At 61.6% G+C, this 17459-nt stretch carries 13 protein-coding genes and 1 pseudogene; 13 read left to right on the forward strand and 1 reads right to left on the reverse strand.

Annotated elements, in window-relative coordinates:
- The first annotated feature begins 28 nt into the window (after nt 1-28).
- Complete coding sequence (locus FFV09_RS21390; RefSeq protein ID WP_141449727.1) at nt 29-2581, forward strand: sensor domain-containing diguanylate cyclase; 2553 nt, start codon at nt 29-31, stop codon at nt 2579-2581.
- A 280-nt stretch (nt 2582-2861) separates the two neighbouring features.
- Here FFV09_RS21390 and FFV09_RS21395 read toward each other — a convergent pair whose 3' ends face one another.
- Complete coding sequence (locus tag FFV09_RS21395) at nt 2862-4049, reverse strand: cytochrome P450 family protein (RefSeq protein WP_141449728.1); 1188 nt, start codon at nt 4047-4049, stop codon at nt 2862-2864.
- A 194-nt stretch (nt 4050-4243) separates the two neighbouring features.
- On the opposite strand from FFV09_RS21395, the gene FFV09_RS21400 reads away from it, so the two are divergent.
- The 12 genes and pseudogenes from FFV09_RS21400 (at nt 4244) to FFV09_RS21450 (ending at nt 17083) form a co-directional block, all read left to right on the forward strand.
- Nucleotides 4244-4708, forward strand: coding sequence for a DinB family protein (locus FFV09_RS21400; RefSeq protein WP_141449729.1), 465 nt, complete (start codon nt 4244-4246; stop codon nt 4706-4708).
- A 15-nt stretch (nt 4709-4723) separates the two neighbouring features.
- On the forward strand, nt 4724-5692 hold the full coding sequence (locus tag FFV09_RS21405) for an alpha/beta hydrolase (protein WP_246098405.1): 969 nt from the start codon (nt 4724-4726) through the stop codon (nt 5690-5692).
- A gap of 188 nt (nt 5693-5880) precedes the next feature.
- Nucleotides 5881-6306, forward strand: coding sequence for a DMT family transporter (locus FFV09_RS21410; RefSeq protein WP_141450573.1), 426 nt, complete (start codon nt 5881-5883; stop codon nt 6304-6306).
- Nucleotides 6307-6330: 24 nt separating this feature from the next.
- A complete protein-coding gene (locus FFV09_RS21415) occupies nt 6331-7032 on the forward strand; it encodes a Crp/Fnr family transcriptional regulator (protein WP_141449730.1) in 702 nt (233 codons plus the stop codon).
- Nucleotides 7033-7103: 71 nt separating this feature from the next.
- Nucleotides 7104-7589: a DMT family transporter gene (locus FFV09_RS21420; protein ID WP_141449731.1), complete on the forward strand. Its 486-nt coding sequence runs from the start codon at nt 7104-7106 to the stop codon at nt 7587-7589.
- 13 nt (nt 7590-7602) lie between these two features.
- On the forward strand, nt 7603-8028 hold the full coding sequence (locus FFV09_RS21425) for an NUDIX hydrolase (protein ID WP_141449732.1): 426 nt from the start codon (nt 7603-7605) through the stop codon (nt 8026-8028).
- A gap of 11 nt (nt 8029-8039) precedes the next feature.
- A pseudogene (locus FFV09_RS24270) lies at nt 8040-8435 on the forward strand (GNAT family N-acetyltransferase); the annotation flags it as partial.
- A 198-nt stretch (nt 8436-8633) separates the two neighbouring features.
- The gene (locus FFV09_RS21430; RefSeq protein ID WP_170315166.1) at nt 8634-9815 is read left to right on the forward strand and encodes an aminotransferase class I/II-fold pyridoxal phosphate-dependent enzyme; all 1182 of its coding nucleotides are present in this window, start codon (nt 8634-8636) and stop codon (nt 9813-9815) included.
- A gap of 268 nt (nt 9816-10083) precedes the next feature.
- Nucleotides 10084-11220 (forward strand): ROK family transcriptional regulator, encoded by a 1137-nt coding sequence (locus FFV09_RS21435; RefSeq protein WP_141449734.1) that lies wholly within the window; start codon nt 10084-10086, stop codon nt 11218-11220.
- Between the two features lie 66 nt (nt 11221-11286).
- Nucleotides 11287-12504 (forward strand): MFS transporter, encoded by a 1218-nt coding sequence (locus FFV09_RS21440; protein ID WP_141449735.1) that lies wholly within the window; start codon nt 11287-11289, stop codon nt 12502-12504.
- 198 nt (nt 12505-12702) lie between these two features.
- On the forward strand, nt 12703-13998 hold the full coding sequence (locus FFV09_RS21445; protein ID WP_141449736.1) for an arsenic transporter: 1296 nt from the start codon (nt 12703-12705) through the stop codon (nt 13996-13998).
- A 274-nt stretch (nt 13999-14272) separates the two neighbouring features.
- Nucleotides 14273-17083 carry a glycoside hydrolase family 2 TIM barrel-domain containing protein gene (locus tag FFV09_RS21450; RefSeq protein WP_141449737.1) on the forward strand — a complete coding sequence of 937 codons (2811 nt, stop codon included), beginning with the start codon at nt 14273-14275 and terminating at the stop codon, nt 17081-17083.
- Nucleotides 17084-17459: the final 376 nt, after the last annotated feature.

Raw genomic sequence — 17459 nt, forward strand, 5'->3', positions numbered from 1 at the left:
TCAGACAACAGGAGGCTTCATTCCCTACATGGCACAAGCAAACCCGAATCCCGATAACGAACCCCTGAACCGGTCGTTGATTACCGGTGACGGATTCGTTACCGATGAACCGATCGACCTGACCAACTGCGACAAAGAACCGATTCATATTCCCGGCATGATCCAACCCAACGGCGTCCTGCTTGCCGCCCGGCGCACGTCGGCGGGCAAGATCGTCCAATGCAGCCGCAATTCGAACGACCTGCTCGGACGGACACCGGACGAGCTGCTCGGCAGTTCGCTCGCCGATCTGATCGGGCAGGAAGCGATGAACGACCTGCTCGAACGCGATTTGAACGCCGCGGCTTCTTCGGATTTGCAGTACCTCAAATTGCAGATCGAAGTGGACGGGCTGCCGGTCCGCTTTACGACCGTGGCCCACGAGAGCGAAGGGCTGCTCATTCTGGAACTGGAACTTGAGACCGACGATGAAGAAGGAGACGACGATTTCCGCTGGATCCGGACCTTTTTCGTAAAGCTCAAGCAGAGTGCGAACCGGTACACCGCGAGCCAGGCCGCGGCCGAACAGGTCAAAGAGATTCTCGGTTACGATCGCGTCATGATCTACGAGTTCGACAAACAGTGGAACGGCAAAGTGATCGCGGAAGCCAAAGAACCGGGGCTCGAACCGTTCCTCGGCCATCACTATCCGGCTTCCGACATTCCGAAGCAGGCGCGCGAACTGTATTTGCGCAACTGGCTGCGGACGATCGTCGACGTGAACTACACGCCGGTCGAGATCGTGCCGACCGTGCAGCCGCTTACCGGACGACCGCTCAACTTGAGCTTGTCCGTGCTGCGCAGCGTCTCGCCGCTGCATGTCGAATATCTGCACAATATGGGCGTGGGCGCGACGGTAACCATCTCCCTGATTCACGACGGCCAGCTGTGGGGCATGATTACGTGCCATCATTATTCGCCCAAGTACGTCTCGCACCGGATTCGCAATCTGTGCAATTTCCTGGGCGCGTTTTTCTCGAACGAGCTGTACCAGCGTCAGCAGCTCGACGAATACCAGGCGGAACTCCGGCTGCGCACCGAAGCGTCGAAGATTGCCAAGATCTTTATCGGCAATTCCAGCCCGTTCCAGGTCGTGGAAGAACTGTACGCGTCCGAACGCCGGCTGCTCGACCTGATGGGCGCTTCGGGCGCCGCCGTCAGCTACAACGATAAGCTGCTCCTGTTCGGGGAGACGCCTCCGCCCGGAGACATTCGCGAACTGGCCGGCTGGATGGGCGGCAAAACGTCGAATTACACGTACCGCACGGACCGGCTCAGCCTGGAATTCCCGCCGGCCGTTTCCTATAAGGAGAAAGCTTCCGGCGCGCTCTATGTCGCTCTGTCGCCCGGGCAGCAGAACTATATCATCTGGTTCCGCCCGGAAGTGCTACAGATCGTGGACTGGGCCGGCGATCCGGCCAAGGCCGTTATCCAGGACAACGACGGCATGCGCCTGTCTCCGCGCAAATCGTTCGAGAAATGGCGCCAGGTCGTGCAGTCGACCGCGTTCGATTGGAAGACCGAAGAACTGAATGCCCTGTTCGAGCTGCGGGCCGTCGTCGACAACCAGACCAAAAGCGACCTGCAGCGGGCGGAAGAGCAGGCGCTGCAAAATTCGCGCGTGCTGCGGCAGAACGAACAGCGGTATTTGCAGCTGATGGAATTTTCCCCGGTCGCGTTCTTCACGCTGACCGACCGGCATATCGTGTACTGCAACGAGCAGGCGGCCGTTCTGCTCGGCGAACCCGACAAAGACAAATTGATCGGGCGGGACTTCCTGCCGTTCGTGCTGGAAGATTCGCGCAAGCCGATGGGCGAACTGCTAAAGCAGCTGGAACACGATTCCTCGCTGCTCGTGTCGGGCAGCCAGGCGTTCGTCAACGTGCAGTGCGAACCGTTGAACCTGGACATTACGCTTGCCGCCGTCTCGCACAGCGGCCGGCCTTCGATTATGCTGATCGCGCGCAAAATCGCCGAAACGGTCGAACAGCAGACGGAATACACGAGCATTACCGACCAGCTCAGCAGTTACATGACGACCGATCCGCTGACCGACCTGCCGAACCGGCGGGCGTTCGAGCAGCGCCTCGAAGAAGACTGGGACGCTTCCGCAAGATCCGACGAACATCCGATCGCGCTGCTGGAGATCGATATCGACGATTTCCGCAATTACAACGCCGTCTACGGGCTTCAGGGCGGCGACCTGTGCATCCAGAACGTCGCGCAGGTGCTGGACCTGTTCGGGCGCCAGCGCAAAGCGAGCGTCTCGCGCACCGGCGGCGGCACGTTCATGCTCCGCCTGGACGGCGAGCACGCTTACCGGGCCGAAGAACTGGCCGAGCAGCTGCGCCAGGCCGTCGTCGACCTGCAGATCCGCCGCGGCGAAGACGGCTCCGGCTTCGATTACGTGACGGTCAGTATCGGAGGCGCGGTCATGCGACCGACGCTTGACCACCGGTTCACGCATTTCGTCGCGCAGGCCGACCGCGCATTGATGAAAGCCAAGCGCGAAGGCAAAAACCGCGTCGTCTTTATGGAATAGACGGCCGGCGCGCGGCGAAGGCAGCCCATCCGCCGCTTGGCGAACAGGCGGACTGCTGCCGCTTCCCGCGGCTTGCCGCCTGCGCTTGTGCCGATCTTCCCGGCGAAAAAAACTATTCGTCAAAAAAGCCTTTCCCCGATACGGGGAAAGGCTTTTCGGTTTTGTATTTTCCAGCTTCGGTTTCATATTTTCCAGCTTAGGCTCGGCGTTTTCCGACTTTCGCGTTTTGCAGCGTTTTCGCTTCAGTCTCGCGTGTCGCCTGCCAAGCTGCCGGAAGCCGCTAGACCGACAGCGGAATTTCTTTTACGCCGCGGACGATCATGCCCGGGCGCCATTCCAGTTCGCCGGCGTCTTCGCGCAGGCGGATGTTCGGGAAGCGGCGCAGCAGCGTGTTCACGGCAATCTCGCCTTCAAGGCGGGCCAGCGGCGCGCCGAGGCACATATGGATACCGTGGCCGAACGCCAAATGGCGGCTGCGTTCGCGGGTAATGTCGAACAGGTCCGGATCGTCGAACTGCGCCCCGTCCCGGTCGGCGGAATCGAGCGCCACGACGACGAGGTCGCCTTTTTTCATGGCATGCCCGCGGAATTCCAGGTCTTCGCCGGCCCATCTCGACGTGCTGAACTCGACCGGGCCGTTGTAGCGCAGCATTTCTTCGATCGCGCCTTTGATCAATTCGGGCTGCTCCTGCAGCTTGCGCAGCTGGTCGGGATGCTGAAGCAGCGAGATGACGCCGTTGCCGATCAGGTTGACCGTCGTCTCGTGGCCGGCGATGATCAGCAGCGACACGACGCCGTAGATCTCCTGCTCGGACAGGCGTTCGCCGGATTCCTCGGCCACGATCAGCTGGCTGATCAAGTCGTCGCCCGGATCGTGCCGCACTTTCTCGAACCAGTCTCCGAGATACTGCGTGAATTCCTGCATATGGCGGTGCACGTCATCTCCGCCCTGGGAATTCGACGCGCCGATGATCGAGTTCGACCAGGTGCGGAATTTGTCCTGATCTTCGATCGGCACGCCGAGAATCTCGCTGATCACGATGATTGGCAGCGGGAACGCGTAGTCGTCGATCAGTTCCAGCCGGTCCCGTCCTTCGACGGCGTCAAGCAGCGTATCCGCGATCTGCTGGATATGGTCGCGCATGCCTTCGATCAGCTTGGGCGTGAACGCCTGCTGCACGAGGCCGCGCAGTCTGCGATGATCGGGCGGATCGGCAAACAGCATGTTGTTCGTGAACACGCTCTGGCTGCCGGGACCGTAAATTTTTTTCATGTCTTTGATAAAACGATTGTCTTTGAGCACTTCGACGGCATCTTCATAGCGGGTAATCATCCACCCGAACTGCCCGCCGGGAAACATCTGCTTGGCGATCGGTTCTTCTTCCCGCATGCGCGCATAGACCGGATAAGGGTTCTGCGTAAACTCTGGCGTGAACAGCGCATTTTTCGACGATTCATTGGAATTCAAGCGTAAAACTCCTCTCAAAATTCAAAATCGAATAAAAACGGACACTCCCTGTATTATTACCCAGCTGGACGAAGATGTGCCGCATTGCCTGCCCCGAAGCGGTCATTGTATACTGGAAAAGTGAGCTTTTATAAAAAACGCCGCTTTGCGCCGGCCCGTTACCGGAGGCTGCCGGGCGGCACGGAGGAATGGACATGACCGACGAATTCGTATTCAAACTGATGGACCGGGCGCAGGCCGGCATTCTGAAGTATGCCGAGAGCGCGTCCGTAGAATCCCGATCGATCATCCCGGAAGGCTTCAGCAACAACCTGCACTGGAATCTGGGCCATATTCTCGCCGTCAGCGATCGCGTCGTCAACGGCTTGTCCGGACGCGAACCGGTACTGCCCGCAGCGTACGCGTCTTATTTCGCACCGGGCACCCGCCCTTCCGAATGGCAGGGCGAACCGCCTGCCTGGGACGAACTGATCGAACAACTGCGCACGCTGACGCAGCGCTTCCGCGATTCGTACGCGGACAAGCAGGGCGAGCCGCTCGCCAATACGGACAATTTTGCCAAAGCGGAGACGCTCGGCGATCTGCTGCTGCTGAACGTCTCGCATATGAATCAGCATCTGGGCATCATGAACGCGCTGACGCGCGTCACCCGGAACTGAAAAGGAGAGATTTCCGTGAAAACATCCAAAGCGTTATGGACCGCGCTCGGCGTCGCCGCCGTTCCGGCGGCGGCCGTCGTCGCGGGCAGCTTCTATTTCTACCGCATGGCCGTCGCGCGGGCGCCGAAATCGTTCCTGGCGGCCGATCCCGGCCTCCAGCCGAACCCCGACGTGCAGACGGAAACGGCTTCGAGCCGCGCCTGGTGGGCGGCGCAGCCGTTCGAGCACCGGACGCTGCTGTCCGGCGACGGGCTGAAGCTGCACGCGTATTATTTGCCGGCCAAGCGGCCGAGCAAGCGCACCGCGATTCTGGCGCACGGTTATTCCGGCGACGCTTCGATCATGAGCGGAGTCGCCCGGTTCTACCACGAAGACCTGGGCATGAATATTCTCGTGCCCGACGCCCGCGGCCACGGGCGCAGCGAAGGCGCTTATATCGGCTACGGCTGGCCCGAGCGCGTCGACTACCTCGGCTGGATTCGCCAGGTGATCGGCCACGACGGACCGCATGCGCAGATCGTGCTGCACGGCATTTCGATGGGCGGCGCGACCGTCATGATGACGAGCGGGGAAGACCTGCCGCCGCACGTCAAAGCGATCGTGGAAGACTGCGGCTACACGTCGGTGCGCGACGAATTGGCGCATCAGATGAAGCGCATGTACAAGCTGCCGACGTTCCCGATGCTTCCGGCGACCGAAGCGCTGACGCGGATCAAGGCCGGGTATTCGTTCACCGAAGCGTCCGCGTTGAACCAGGTGCGCCGCTGCCGCACGCCGATGCTGTTCATCCACGGGTCGGACGACGTGTTCGTGCCGACTTCGATGGTGCACGAGCTGTATGAAGCGTGTCCGTCGGAGAAGGACCTGCTGATCGTTCAAGGCGCCGGGCACGGCGATTCGTTCCTGATCGACAAAGCCGGCTACACGCGCAAAGTGACCGAGTTTTTGCAGGGCCGACTGACCGAACCCGCCGCGGCCGACTGAGCGGGCACCTGCCTGGCCCACCAGCTTTTCTTCGTTTATTAACGGAGAAAAGCTTTTTTCATGCGAATTTTGCAAAGCGGGACATATGTCCTTCCCCATAGGCGCCGCTCTGTCCGTATAATAGGGAAGGCATTCGGCGCGGCCCGATCGGGCTTCGCCGAACGAGGAAACGGAGGCAGGCAACGGTGATAAGAGGGATACTATTCGCTTTTCTGGGCGGAGCATGCATTACGCTGCAGGGCGTGGCCAACGCCCGCATCAGCGAAGATATCGGAACGTGGCAGGCGGCCACGATCACGCAGCTGACAGGATTTCTGATGGCGCTGCTCATCTACGCGTTCGTCCGCGACGGCGATCTAGGCGGCTACCGCAAAGTAAAACCGCTGTACCTGGCAGGCGGCGCGTTCGGCGCGGTGATCATCTACAGCGAAGTAACGGCGATCCAGCATATCGGCGTCACGTTCACGATCTCGGCGCTGCTGATCGCGCAGCTGCTCGTGACGTTCCTGATCGACACGTTCGGCTGGTTCGGCCGGCCGAAAAGCAAAATGGGCGCGCCGCAGTTTATCGGCCTTGCGCTGATGGTCGGCGGCGTGCTGGTCATGAAACTGTAAAAACGAAGAAGGAGTTACTGCCGCATGAAAGAGATCAAAGATCCGGGTAAGCTCGAAGCGTATTTGGAGCAGCACGGTCTGCAAACCGCGTTCCACGAGCCGCTGCGCCCGCATTTGAGCCTGTACGAGCTGGAGCCGGGCGAGGCGCTGTGCACGCAGGGCGAACAGGCGGACATGCTCTACGTGCTGGTCAAAGGCAAGGTCAAGATTTACACGACGTCTCCCGAAGGGCGCACGCTGGTCATTTCGTTCAAGCATCCGCCCGAGATCATCGGGGATATCGAATATTTCCGCGGGATCGACATCATCAATACGGTCGAAGTCGTCTCGCCGGCTGCGGTGATCGGCATCTCGGCCCAGCAGCTCCGGCGGCACGGAGACGATCATGCGCCGCTGCTGCGGTTCATGCTCGACGTCATCACGAAAAAGTTCTATGTCAAATCGGACTTTCTCAGCTTCAATCTGATGGTTCCGGTCGAAATGCGCCTCGCGAGCTATCTGCTGTCCGTCTGTTACGACGAGAGCGACGCGGCTTTTCGCGGACGGCTGGCGACATCGGAGCTGACCGATACGGCCAATCTGATCGGCACCAGCTATCGCCATCTTAACCGCGTGATCCGCAAGCTGTCCGAAGACGGATTGATCGAGCGCGGCGGCGGTTACGTGCATGTTCGTGATCGCCAGGGACTGGCGCAGTTGGCAGGAAAGAACGTGTACGAGCGGTAGAGCCGCGGCGCGTTCCGCAAGATCGAAGATACACAGAAGCAAAGGGCGATAAGGGAAAAGGAGACGGATCGATGGGCATGGGACTTCTACTGGCAGTCTTCGCGGGAGCGATGGTTGCCCTGCAAACGATATTTAACAACCGGACAGACGTGCATATGGGGTCCTGGGCGACCACGACGTGGGTGCTTGCGATGGGCTTCATCGCTTCGCTGGCGTGCAGCCTGATCTTCGAAGGAGGGCGCACGTTCGACCTGCACAACATGAAGCTGTGGTACGCGTTCAGCGGCATGATAGGCGTGGGCGTCGTAATCTGCCTCGTGCTGGGCGTCAAAATACTCGGGCCGACTTTCTCGGTCTCGGTCACGCTTACGTCGCAGCTCGGTTTTGCCCTGCTGTTCGATACGATGGGCTGGCTTGGACTGGAAAAAGTCGATTTCAACTGGAAGCAGCTTGCAGGCGTCGTGATCATCGTGGCCGGCATTTACGTGTTCAAGTTCGGCGGCAAACGCAAAACGCACACGCCGGAGCGTCCCGCTTCGGCGATCAAAACGCTTTAGGAGGCCTATAAGGATGGAAAAACAAATCGGCAAATCGCAGGCTGCGGACAAGCAGCCGATCGTGATCGACAAAGTGGCCTGGATCGTTGTGCAGGATGGCAAGGTACTGAGCGCGCGATCCAAAGGCAAAGAGCTGTTCTATTTCCCCGGCGGCAAGCGCGAAGCGGGCGAAAGCGACGTCGACACGCTGGCGAGGGAAATCGAAGAAGAGCTGACGGTGCGGATCAAGCGCGAAACGGCCCGGCTGTTCGGCGTGTTCGAAGCGCCGGCCGACGGCAAAGGCGGCGACGTGCTCGTGCGTATGACCGGCTATACGGCCGAATACGAAGGGACTTTGGCGCCGGCGGCGGAGATCGAAGAGCTGGCGTGGCTCGATAACGGCGACCGCGGGCGGATCTCGGCGGCAAGCCTGCTCGTGTTCGACCGGATCTACGGGTGAAGCCGATGCAGATGCATATCAGAACGCTGCGCGCGGCAGACGACGCCGCGATTGAGACCATCATTCGGGAATGCCTGATCGAATTCGGCGGCAACCGGGAAGGTCTGGCCTGGCAGGACGACAGCCTGTCGGCCCTGTCCGCTTTCTACGCGGGCGAAGACCGCGAATACTGGGTCGCCGTGAGCGAAGACGGCAGTCTGCTCGGCGGCTGCGGCATCGCGCCGTTCGCCGGATCGGCGGACGTGTGCGAACTGCAAAAGATGTACCTGATCGGGGAAGCACGCGGCACCGGAGCGGCCGGCGAGCTGCTGCGCACGGCGCTTGGCTTCGCCGCTTCCCGTTACCGCGAATGTTATCTGGAGACGCTGGCCACGATGGAAGCGGCGAACCGCTTCTACCGCAAGCACGGCTTCCGGGAACTCGGCGCCCCGCTCGCGGGTTCGGAGCATTTCGCCTGCGACGCGTGGTATATCCGTCCGCTGCAGACCGATCCGAAGCAGACGGATTGGAGTCAGACCGATCATAAGCAGACGGATCTGAAGCAGACCGATCGGACGCAGAGCGGTCAAAATCAGGCAGGTTGGAAGTCCCGCAGGGTAGACGGGATGGGCTCTTCGGTCTTCTCCAAAGTGTTCGCCTGGAAAGAGGAAGCGGTGCGCCTGGGACGCGAAATGATCGATCTCAGTATCGGCACGCCGGATCGGCCGCCGGCTCCGGAGATTCGCCGCGCGCTGAGTGCAGCGGCGCTGCGCGAAGACGCATATGGCTATCCGGGCACGCGCGGCAGCATCGCTTTTCGGCAGCAGGCCGCGGCCTGGATGGCGCATCGCTTCGGCGCAAGCGTCGACGCCGAGCTTGAGCTGCTGCCGCTTATGGGCTCGCAGGACGGGCTTGCGCATCTGGCCCAGGCGCTGTGCGATCCCGGCGATCTGGCGCTGGTGCCCGATCCGGGTTACCCGATCTACGCGGGCGCGCTGCGCCTTGCGGGCGTGACGCCGCATCTGCTGCCGCTGCGGCGCGAGAACGGCTTCCTGCCGGATCTGTCCGCCGTGCCGGACGAGGTCTGGTCGCGCGCGCGCTTTATCCTCGTCGGCTTCCCGGGCAATCCGATCGGCGCTCGCGCCGACGAATCGGACTTCGCGCAGCTGCTCGCGCTCGCTCGCAAATGGAACGTGCTGATCGTGCACGATCTCGCTTATTCGGAGCTTGGCTTCGACGGCTACCGTCCAATGAGCATTCTGGCGCTGCCCGGCGCCAAAGAGCAGGCCATCGAGCTGCATTCCTGCTCGAAAAGCTTCAACATGCCCGGCTGCCGCGTCGGCTTCGCCGCCGGAAACGCCGCAGCGATCGGCGCGCTGCACGAGCTCAAAGGGCATATCGATTTCGGCGTGTTCGAGCCGGTGCAGGAAGCGGCGATCGAAGCGTTCCGGCTGGCGATGGCCGCGCCGTCCGGCGACCGGGGCGTCGCCCCGCTGTACGAACGCCGCCGCGACGTGTTCTGCGCGGCGCTTGCCGCCGAAGGCTGGCACGTGGATAAGCCGGCCGCGACGATGTTTATCTGGGCGGAGCTGCCGGAGCGCTTCCTGCGCGGCGGCCGGGCGGGCAGCGCAAGCGTGTTCGCGGGCGAACTGCTGCTTGCGACCGGCGTCGCGGTCGTGCCGGGCGAAGCGTTCGGGGTGGAAGGCGAAGGCTTCGTGCGGATCGCCCTCGTCCGCGAAGAAGACACGCTGCGCGAAGCCGCGCGGCGGATCGGCCGGTTTATCCGCGGAGAGATCGCGGAAGTTTGACGCGATTTCCCGCCGGGATCGTTTTTGAATCGTTCCGGAAGCCCGCAGCTTTCAAGCTTCCGGAACGACTTCCGCTGTGCATGCGGAGAATAGTGTGTCTCTGTTTCTCTGTTTCTCGGCAAACTCGGCCTTCGCCCTGTGTGGGCGAAGGTTTTTTGCGGTTTTCTTTTTTCGAAAAGAGAAGGGCATTGACAAACGTTTTGGAACAGGGCAATATAAATACGGATACTTTATAAAGCATATTTATTAACTACCGGAGGAGGCCAGCATGAAAAGGGCGGACACGATGCTGATGAAAGAAATCAACCTGAACGCGGTACGGCAGACGCTCAAGCGAAAAGAGAGCGCCACCAAGCCGCAGCTGTCCGCGGAGACGGGGCTGAGCGTCGTCACCGTCGCCGCGCTCGTCCGCGAGCTGGCGGAACGGGGCGAACTGACGGAAGAAGAAGCGGGACCGTCCACCGGCGGCCGTCCCGCGACCGTCTACCGGTACGATTACCAGCACAGCCTGGCGCTCGTTATGCATCTGCACGAGCAGGGCGGCGTCGATACCGTCTTCGCTTCGGTCGTCGACCTGCGCGGAGAAGAGCTGGGCCGCGACGTGCAAGTGTTCGACGACTTGGATGAAGCATCCGCTCTCGACTGGATCGAAGGGCTGCTGCTCGCCTGGCCGGGCGTTCGAACGGTCGCGATCGGTATTCCGGGTCAGGCCGTGGACGGTACGATCGAAGTCAGCAGCCACGAGCGGCTGATCGGGCTCCGTCCCGCGCAGCTGATCGGCGACCGCTTCGGCCTGCCCGTGCAGCTTGAGAACGACGTCAACGCGGCGCTGCAAGGCTGGCTGGCCGACAAGTCGGAAGCCGGAGCAAGCCGGGCGGCAGAAACGGACCCGGCGGGCACATCGAACGAAGCGGACGAAGAGGATGAAGCGAACGAAGCGGGCCAACCGGACGAAGCGGATGAAGCGGAAAACGGTTCCGGCATCGTGCTGGGACTTTATTTTCCCGAGAAATACCCGCCGGGCCTGGCAATCTCGATCGACGGCAGAACGGTGGCGGGCAAAAAAGGCATGGCGGGCGAGATCAAATATTTGCCGCTCGGCATCGATTGGAGCCGGCCGCCGCAGGGAGCCGCGTTCGACGAAGCGGCCTGCAAGCTCGCCCATACGGCCGCCGTCCTGCTCGCGCCCGAACGGATTGTACTGTACGGCACGCGGACGGAGCAAGCCTCGTGGAGCGGCGTCTGGAAGGCGTACGTGGACCGGCATCCGCTGCCGGCGGAACCCGACCTCCGGTGGTCGGGGCAGTTCGCGGAACATTTCGCCGCGGGCATGCGCGAACTTGCGCTGAAGGCGCTTGAACCGAAGCTGCCTTACGCGCAGATCGGGCGGGAATCGGGCGACTGAATCCCGGCCGACTCCTGACCGAATCCCGAACTCATTTTACGCGCGCTGCGCGAAAGGAAGATATTCATGGCAACGATGTTTCTGATCGTCATCTATTTGGCTTTTATCAGTCTGGGGCTGCCGGATTCGCTGCTCGGCGCGGCCTGGCCGGTCATGCGCCCGGATCTCGGCGCGCCGCTCGAATCGGCCGGCCTGCTGGCGATGATCGTCGCGGCGGGCACGATCGTGTCGAGTCTGCTCAGCGGCAAGCTGATCGCGAAGCTCGGCACGGGTCCGCTGACGCTGCTCAGCTGCCTGATGACCGCGGCCGCGCTGCTCGGCTTCTCGTTCGCTCCGTCGCTGCTCTGGTTCGCGCTGCTCGCGATTCCGCTCGGGCTCGGCGCGGGAGCGGTCGATTCGGCGCTGAACCATTACGTGGCGACGCATTACGAAGCGCATCATATGAGCTGGCTGCACTGCTTCTGGGGCGTCGGCGCGACCGGAAGCCCGCTGCTCATGTCCTACTTCATCAAAGAGCACGATTCGTGGAGAGCGGGGTACACGGCCGTCGCGATCATCCAGTTCGCGCTCGTGATCGTGCTGCTGGTCACACTGCCCTTGTGGAAAAAAGTGTCGGCGGAACGCACCGCGCTCGCGGTGGAGCGCGAAGCCGCCAAAACCGCGTCCGCCGGTCCGGACTTCGTCCGCAAAGCGGAAGCGCCGCCGGCCGAACGCGCGCTGCGGCTGCCCGGCGTCAAAATGACGCTGCTGGCGTTCCTGTTCTACTGCGGCGTCGAGACGATGGTCGGCTTGTGGGGCGCCAGCTTCCTCGTCGGTTCGCGCGGCATCTCGCCGGTGACGGCCGCCGGCTGGATCTCGCTCTATTACGGAGGCATCACCGTCGGCCGGCTTATTACCGGCTTCATCACGATGCGAGTCGGCAACCGCACGCTGATCCTGGCAGGGCAGCTGATCTCGGCGCTGGGCGCCTGCCTGCTGCTGCTTCCGCTGCCCGACTTCGTCATGCTGACGGGCTTCGTGTTGATCGGCCTCGGCTTTGCCCCGGTCTATCCGGGCTTTATCCACGAGACGCCGGCACGGTTCGGCCGCGCGAATTCGGCCAAGCTGATCGGCTACCAGATGGCCGTCGCCTACACGGGTACGACATTCCTGCCGCCGCTGTTCGGCGTGCTGGCTTCGCGTGCGAGCATCGGGCTGTTCCCGATCGTGACGCTGATCTTCGTCGTCATGATGCTGCTCTGTTCGGAGCAGGTCATCCGGGCGCTCAAGCGCGCAGTCGTCTGACGGCAAAGACTGGATGAACCCCGTTATTTTTCCGGAAAAAGGCGCTCTTGGGCGCCTTTTTGCACGTTGAAAGCCCGGTATGCGGCGCATCGGCCGATAGACTTGCTTCGCCGCAGGGAAGAGACTAAGATATAGACGGCTCTACGGTTGATTCGTGAGAAGATCCCGCGGGATCTTCGACTATTTGGAGGATGACGTGTGTACGCTGCGCTATGGCCGACCCTGATTTTTATTCTGACTCTGTTCCTGGTGATCCGGCGTCCGCGGAGGCTGCCGATCGGCTGGTCCGCCTGTGGCGGGGCGGCGCTCGCGCTGCTGACCGGCGTCGTCGACCTTCAGGACGTGCGGGACGTGACGGACGTGGTCTGGAACGCGACGCTTGCTTTCGTGGCCATTATCCTGATCTCGCTCGTGCTCGACCGCGTCGGGCTGTTCGAATGGGCGGCGCTGCATGTCGCCCGGGCTTCGCACGGCAGCGGCACGCGGATGTTCGTGTACCTGATCCTGCTCGGGGCGGTCGTCGCGGCGCTGTTCGCCAACGACGGAGCCGCGCTGATCCTGACGCCGATCGTGCTGGCGATGGTGCGGGCGCTTGACCTGAACGAGAAGCAGGTGTTTCCGTTCATCATCGCGGGCGGCTTTATCGCCGATACGACTTCGCTGCCGCTCTTGATCAGCAACCTGGTCAATATCGTATCCGCGGATTATTTCGGCATCGGCTTTCTGCGGTATGCGCAGGTGATGCTCGTGCCGAATCTGTTCGCGCTGGGCGCGAGTCTCGGCGTGCTGTATTTCTTTTTCCGCAAAAGCATTCCCCGCCGCTTCGACGACGCGCAGCTCAAAGCGCCGGCGACGGCGATCCGCGACCTCAAGCTGTTCCGCGTCTCGTGGGTCGTGATCGTGCTGCTGCTTGGCGGTTACTTCGCGGGCGAGCTGGTCGGTATTCCGCTGTCGCTGACCGCCGGCGTTATCGCGATTTTGTTTCTGATCCTGGCGCGGCGCAGCCCGGCGATTTCGGTGGCGGCCGTGATCAAGGAATCGCCGTGGTCGATCGTCTTCTTCTCCGTCGGCATGTACGTGGTCGTGTACGGCCTGCGCAACGCGGGTCTGACCGATCTGCTGGCGGAAGGCATCCGGGCGTTCTCCGGTCTTGGACTGTTCGCAGCCACGATGGGCATGGGCTTCCTGAGCGCCGTTCTGTCGTCGGTCATGAACAATCTGCCGACAGTGCTGATCGGGGCGCTCGCGATCGATTCGGCGGATATGGGCGGCCGGATTCACGAAGCGCTTGTGTACGCGAACGTGATCGGAGCCGATCTCGGACCGAAGCTGACGCCGATCGGCTCGCTCGCGACGCTGCTCTGGCTGCATGTGCTCAACAACAAAGGCATCCGCATCACGTGGGGACAATATTTCCGCATCGGGGTCATCCTGACGATTCCGACGCTGTTCATCACGCTGCTGGGCTTGTACGTCTGGTTATCCTGGTTATAAAAAAAGCCGTTTACGCGGCGGCGCAAGCTCCGAATCCTGATGATTCGGAGCTTTTTGTCGCAGGCGGCATCCGCTCGAAGCAGGGGTCCCACACGCACGGCGTTTCAGGTCGAGCCCACGTATTTTTATACCGAAAACGATTCATAAAGCAATTGCCGAACTTTTCCGAAAACGTTATAGTCATAAAGGGAGACCGCGCCGGCCCCATGTTCGAAGCAGGGGAAAAGGCGTCCGGATCTTAACGAAACCGTATTCAAAATAGGAGTGATGAACCATGTTGAACAGAATCGATCTGTCCGGCTCATGGGAGCTGGCTTTGGACGAACACAAACAGGGACAGCCGCAAATGCAGGCGTTCAACGACGCGATGGAGCTGCCCGGCACGACTTCGCATGCCCGCAAAGGCAAGCGCAACGAAGAGAAATTGATCGGCTCGCTCACGGACGCCTACAAGTTCGAAGGCTATGCCTGGTTCCGCAAAGAAATCGACATCCCGGCGGAGTGGGCGTCGCACACGGCCCGGCTGCATCTGGAGCGCACGCGCGTCACGACGGTCTGGCTGAACGGGGAAGAGCTCGGCAGCCGCAACAGCCTCAACGCGCCGCATGTGTACGAGTTGACGGGCAAGCTGCGCGCCGGCACGGCGACGCTGACGATCCGCGTGGACAATACGGATTATCCGACCAAGGGCGGCCATATGACGTCCCCGGATACGCAGACGAACTGGAACGGGATCACGGGCGCGATCGAGCTGCAATTTTACGGCCCGGCCCGGTTGGAAAGTCTGCGCACTTACCCGAATGTCGGCGAGCGCAGCGTGCGGGTCACGGCGCGGGTCGAAGGTGCGGAAGCTTCGGCGCTGCGCTTGTCGGCGGTCAGCTTCAACGGCGAGACGGTGCACAGCGCGCAGACGCTTGAGCTCAAGCTTGAAGGCCGCGACATCGACGCGGAATATCCGCTTGGCGCGGATGCCCGGCTGTGGAGCGAATGGACGCCGGAGCTGTACCGCCTCAAGCTGGAACTGCTGGGCGAAGACGGCGGCGTGATCGACGTGACGGAGAGCGTCTTCGGCCTGCGCGAGTTCCGCCCGGCCGGCGACAAGTTCGAGATCAACGGACATCGCACATTTCTGCGCGGCAAGCATGACGGCCTGATTTTCCCGCTGACCGGTTATGCGCCGACCGACGTGGACGAGTGGATGCGGATCTTGAACATTTCCAAATCGTACGGCATGAACCATTATCGCTTCCACACGGCCTGCCCGCCGGAAGCGGCGTTCGTCGCGGCGGACCTGCTGGGCATCTACATGGAGCCGGAACTGCCGTTTTGGGGCACGGTCACGGAGCCGGGCGACGAGAACCACGACCAGGCGGAGCAGGATTACCTGATCGAAGAAGGGTATGCCATTCTCAAAGCGTTCGGCAACCATCCGTCGTTCGTCATGTTCTCGCTCGGCAACGAGCTGTGGGGCAGCCGCCCGAAGATCGATTCGATCCTCAAAGGCTACAAACAATTCGACAGCCGTCCGCTGTATACGCAGGGATCGAACAACCACCAGTGGGTGCCGGAACTGCTCGAACATGACGATTTCTTCTGCGGCGTGCGCTTCTCGCGCGAACGCAGGTTCCGCGGTTCGTACGCGATGTGCGACGCGCCGCAGGGCCATGTGCAGCTCGCGCCTCCGGGCACGATGACGGATTACGACGAGCCGATCTCGCCTTCGCGCCTGCAAAGCGCAGACGGGGAAGACGGCGGCGCGAAAACGATCCAGATCCAATACGGCACGGAGATGAAAACGGTCGAAGCCGAAGGCGACGGCGGAGACTGGATCTCGCCGCTTCCGGTCGTCTCGCACGAGATCGGGCAGTACGGCACGTTCCCGAACTTCGACGAGATCGACAAATACACGGGACCGCTGCAGGCGGAGAATTTCAAGATCTTCCGCGAGCGGCTGGAGGAAAAAGGTCTCGGCCATCTGGCCCGCGCCTATTTCGAAAATTCCGGCAAGTTGGCGATGGACTGCTACAAGGAAGAACTGGAAGCGGCGCTGCGTTCGCGCAAACTGGCCGGCTTCCAACTGCTTGACCTGCAGGACTTCAGCGGGCAGGGTACGGCTCTTGTCGGCGCTTTGGACGCCTTTATGGATTCCAAAGGGCTGATCACGCCGGAAGACTGGCGTTCGTTCTGCGCCGACGCGGTGCTGCTGGCCCGCTTCCCGTCGTACAATCTGGTCGGCGGCGAAGAATTCCGCGCGGCTGTCGAACTGAGCTGGTACCGTCAGGAAGCGCCGGGCAAGCTTGGCGTGGAGTGGACGCTGGACGCAGGCGGCGAGACGCTGGGCGCCGGCACGCTGTCCGCGGAATTGACGCAAAGCGGCGACGTGTTCGAAGTGGGCAGCGTGGAGCTTGTGCTTGCACCGGTGCAGACGATGCAAAGAGCCGAGCTGTCGCTGCGCATCAAAGGTACAAACGTGTACAAACAGTACGAACTGTGGATTTATCCGTCCGGCGTTCAGGCGGACTTCGGCGGCGTGCAGGTCTTCGAGACGCTGACGGACGAAGCCGAAGCGGTGCTGGCGGCCGGTGGCAAAGTGCTGCTGATGCCGAATCCGGCTGCGCTGGAAAACGCGATCGAAGGCACGTACGCGTCGGACTTCTGGTGCTACCCGATGTTCCGCTCGATCTCGGAAAGCATGGAGCGCAAAGTGCCGGTCGGCACGCACGGCCTGCTGATCCGCAGCGAACATCCGGCTCTGCGCGACTTCCCGTCGGCGACCCATTCGACGTATGCGTGGTGGAACGTCGTTATGAATTCGCGTTCGATCATTCTCGACGGCACTTCGTCCGAATGGGAACCGATCGTGCAGACGATCGACAACTTCGAGCGCAACCACAAGCTCGGCCTGCTGTTCGAATGCAAGACCGGCGGCGGCAGCCTGATCGTCTGCGCCGTCGACGCGGCCGCGGCCGGTCAGTCGCCGGACGGCCGGCAGTTCCTGCACAGCCTGGCGAACTACGTGCGTTCGGACGCGTTCGCTCCGACGTTCGAGCTCGGCCTCGACGAGCTGGCGGCGATGGTTCGCTAGGGCGTAGGCGAGCGGAGCGGGTTTTGGCCGAAGCGGGAGCTGGCGCTGGCGCGAATAGAACCGCGCAGCGACAGCTAATTAGTCTTCGGGCGAAGTGTCGCGGAAAATAGCTGCGCCACGGCAGTTATTCTCGCCGGAAACGGAGTGAATGAGCGAATAACTGCGCCACGACAGTTAGTTGCACCGAAACTGGAGTGAATGAGCGAATAGGTGCGTCACGACAGTTATTTGCACCGAAACTGGAGTGAATGAGCGAATAGCTGCGCCACTACAGTTATTTTCGTCGAAACTGGAGCAAATGGACGAATAACTGCGTCACGACAGTTATTTTCGCCTAAGCACCCTTTAAGCCGCCGAAAGAGCTAATTAAGTGTAC

It is taken from the genome of Saccharibacillus brassicae (genome assembly GCF_006542275.1).
Classification (GTDB): Bacteria; Bacillota; Bacilli; order Paenibacillales; family Paenibacillaceae; genus Saccharibacillus; species Saccharibacillus brassicae.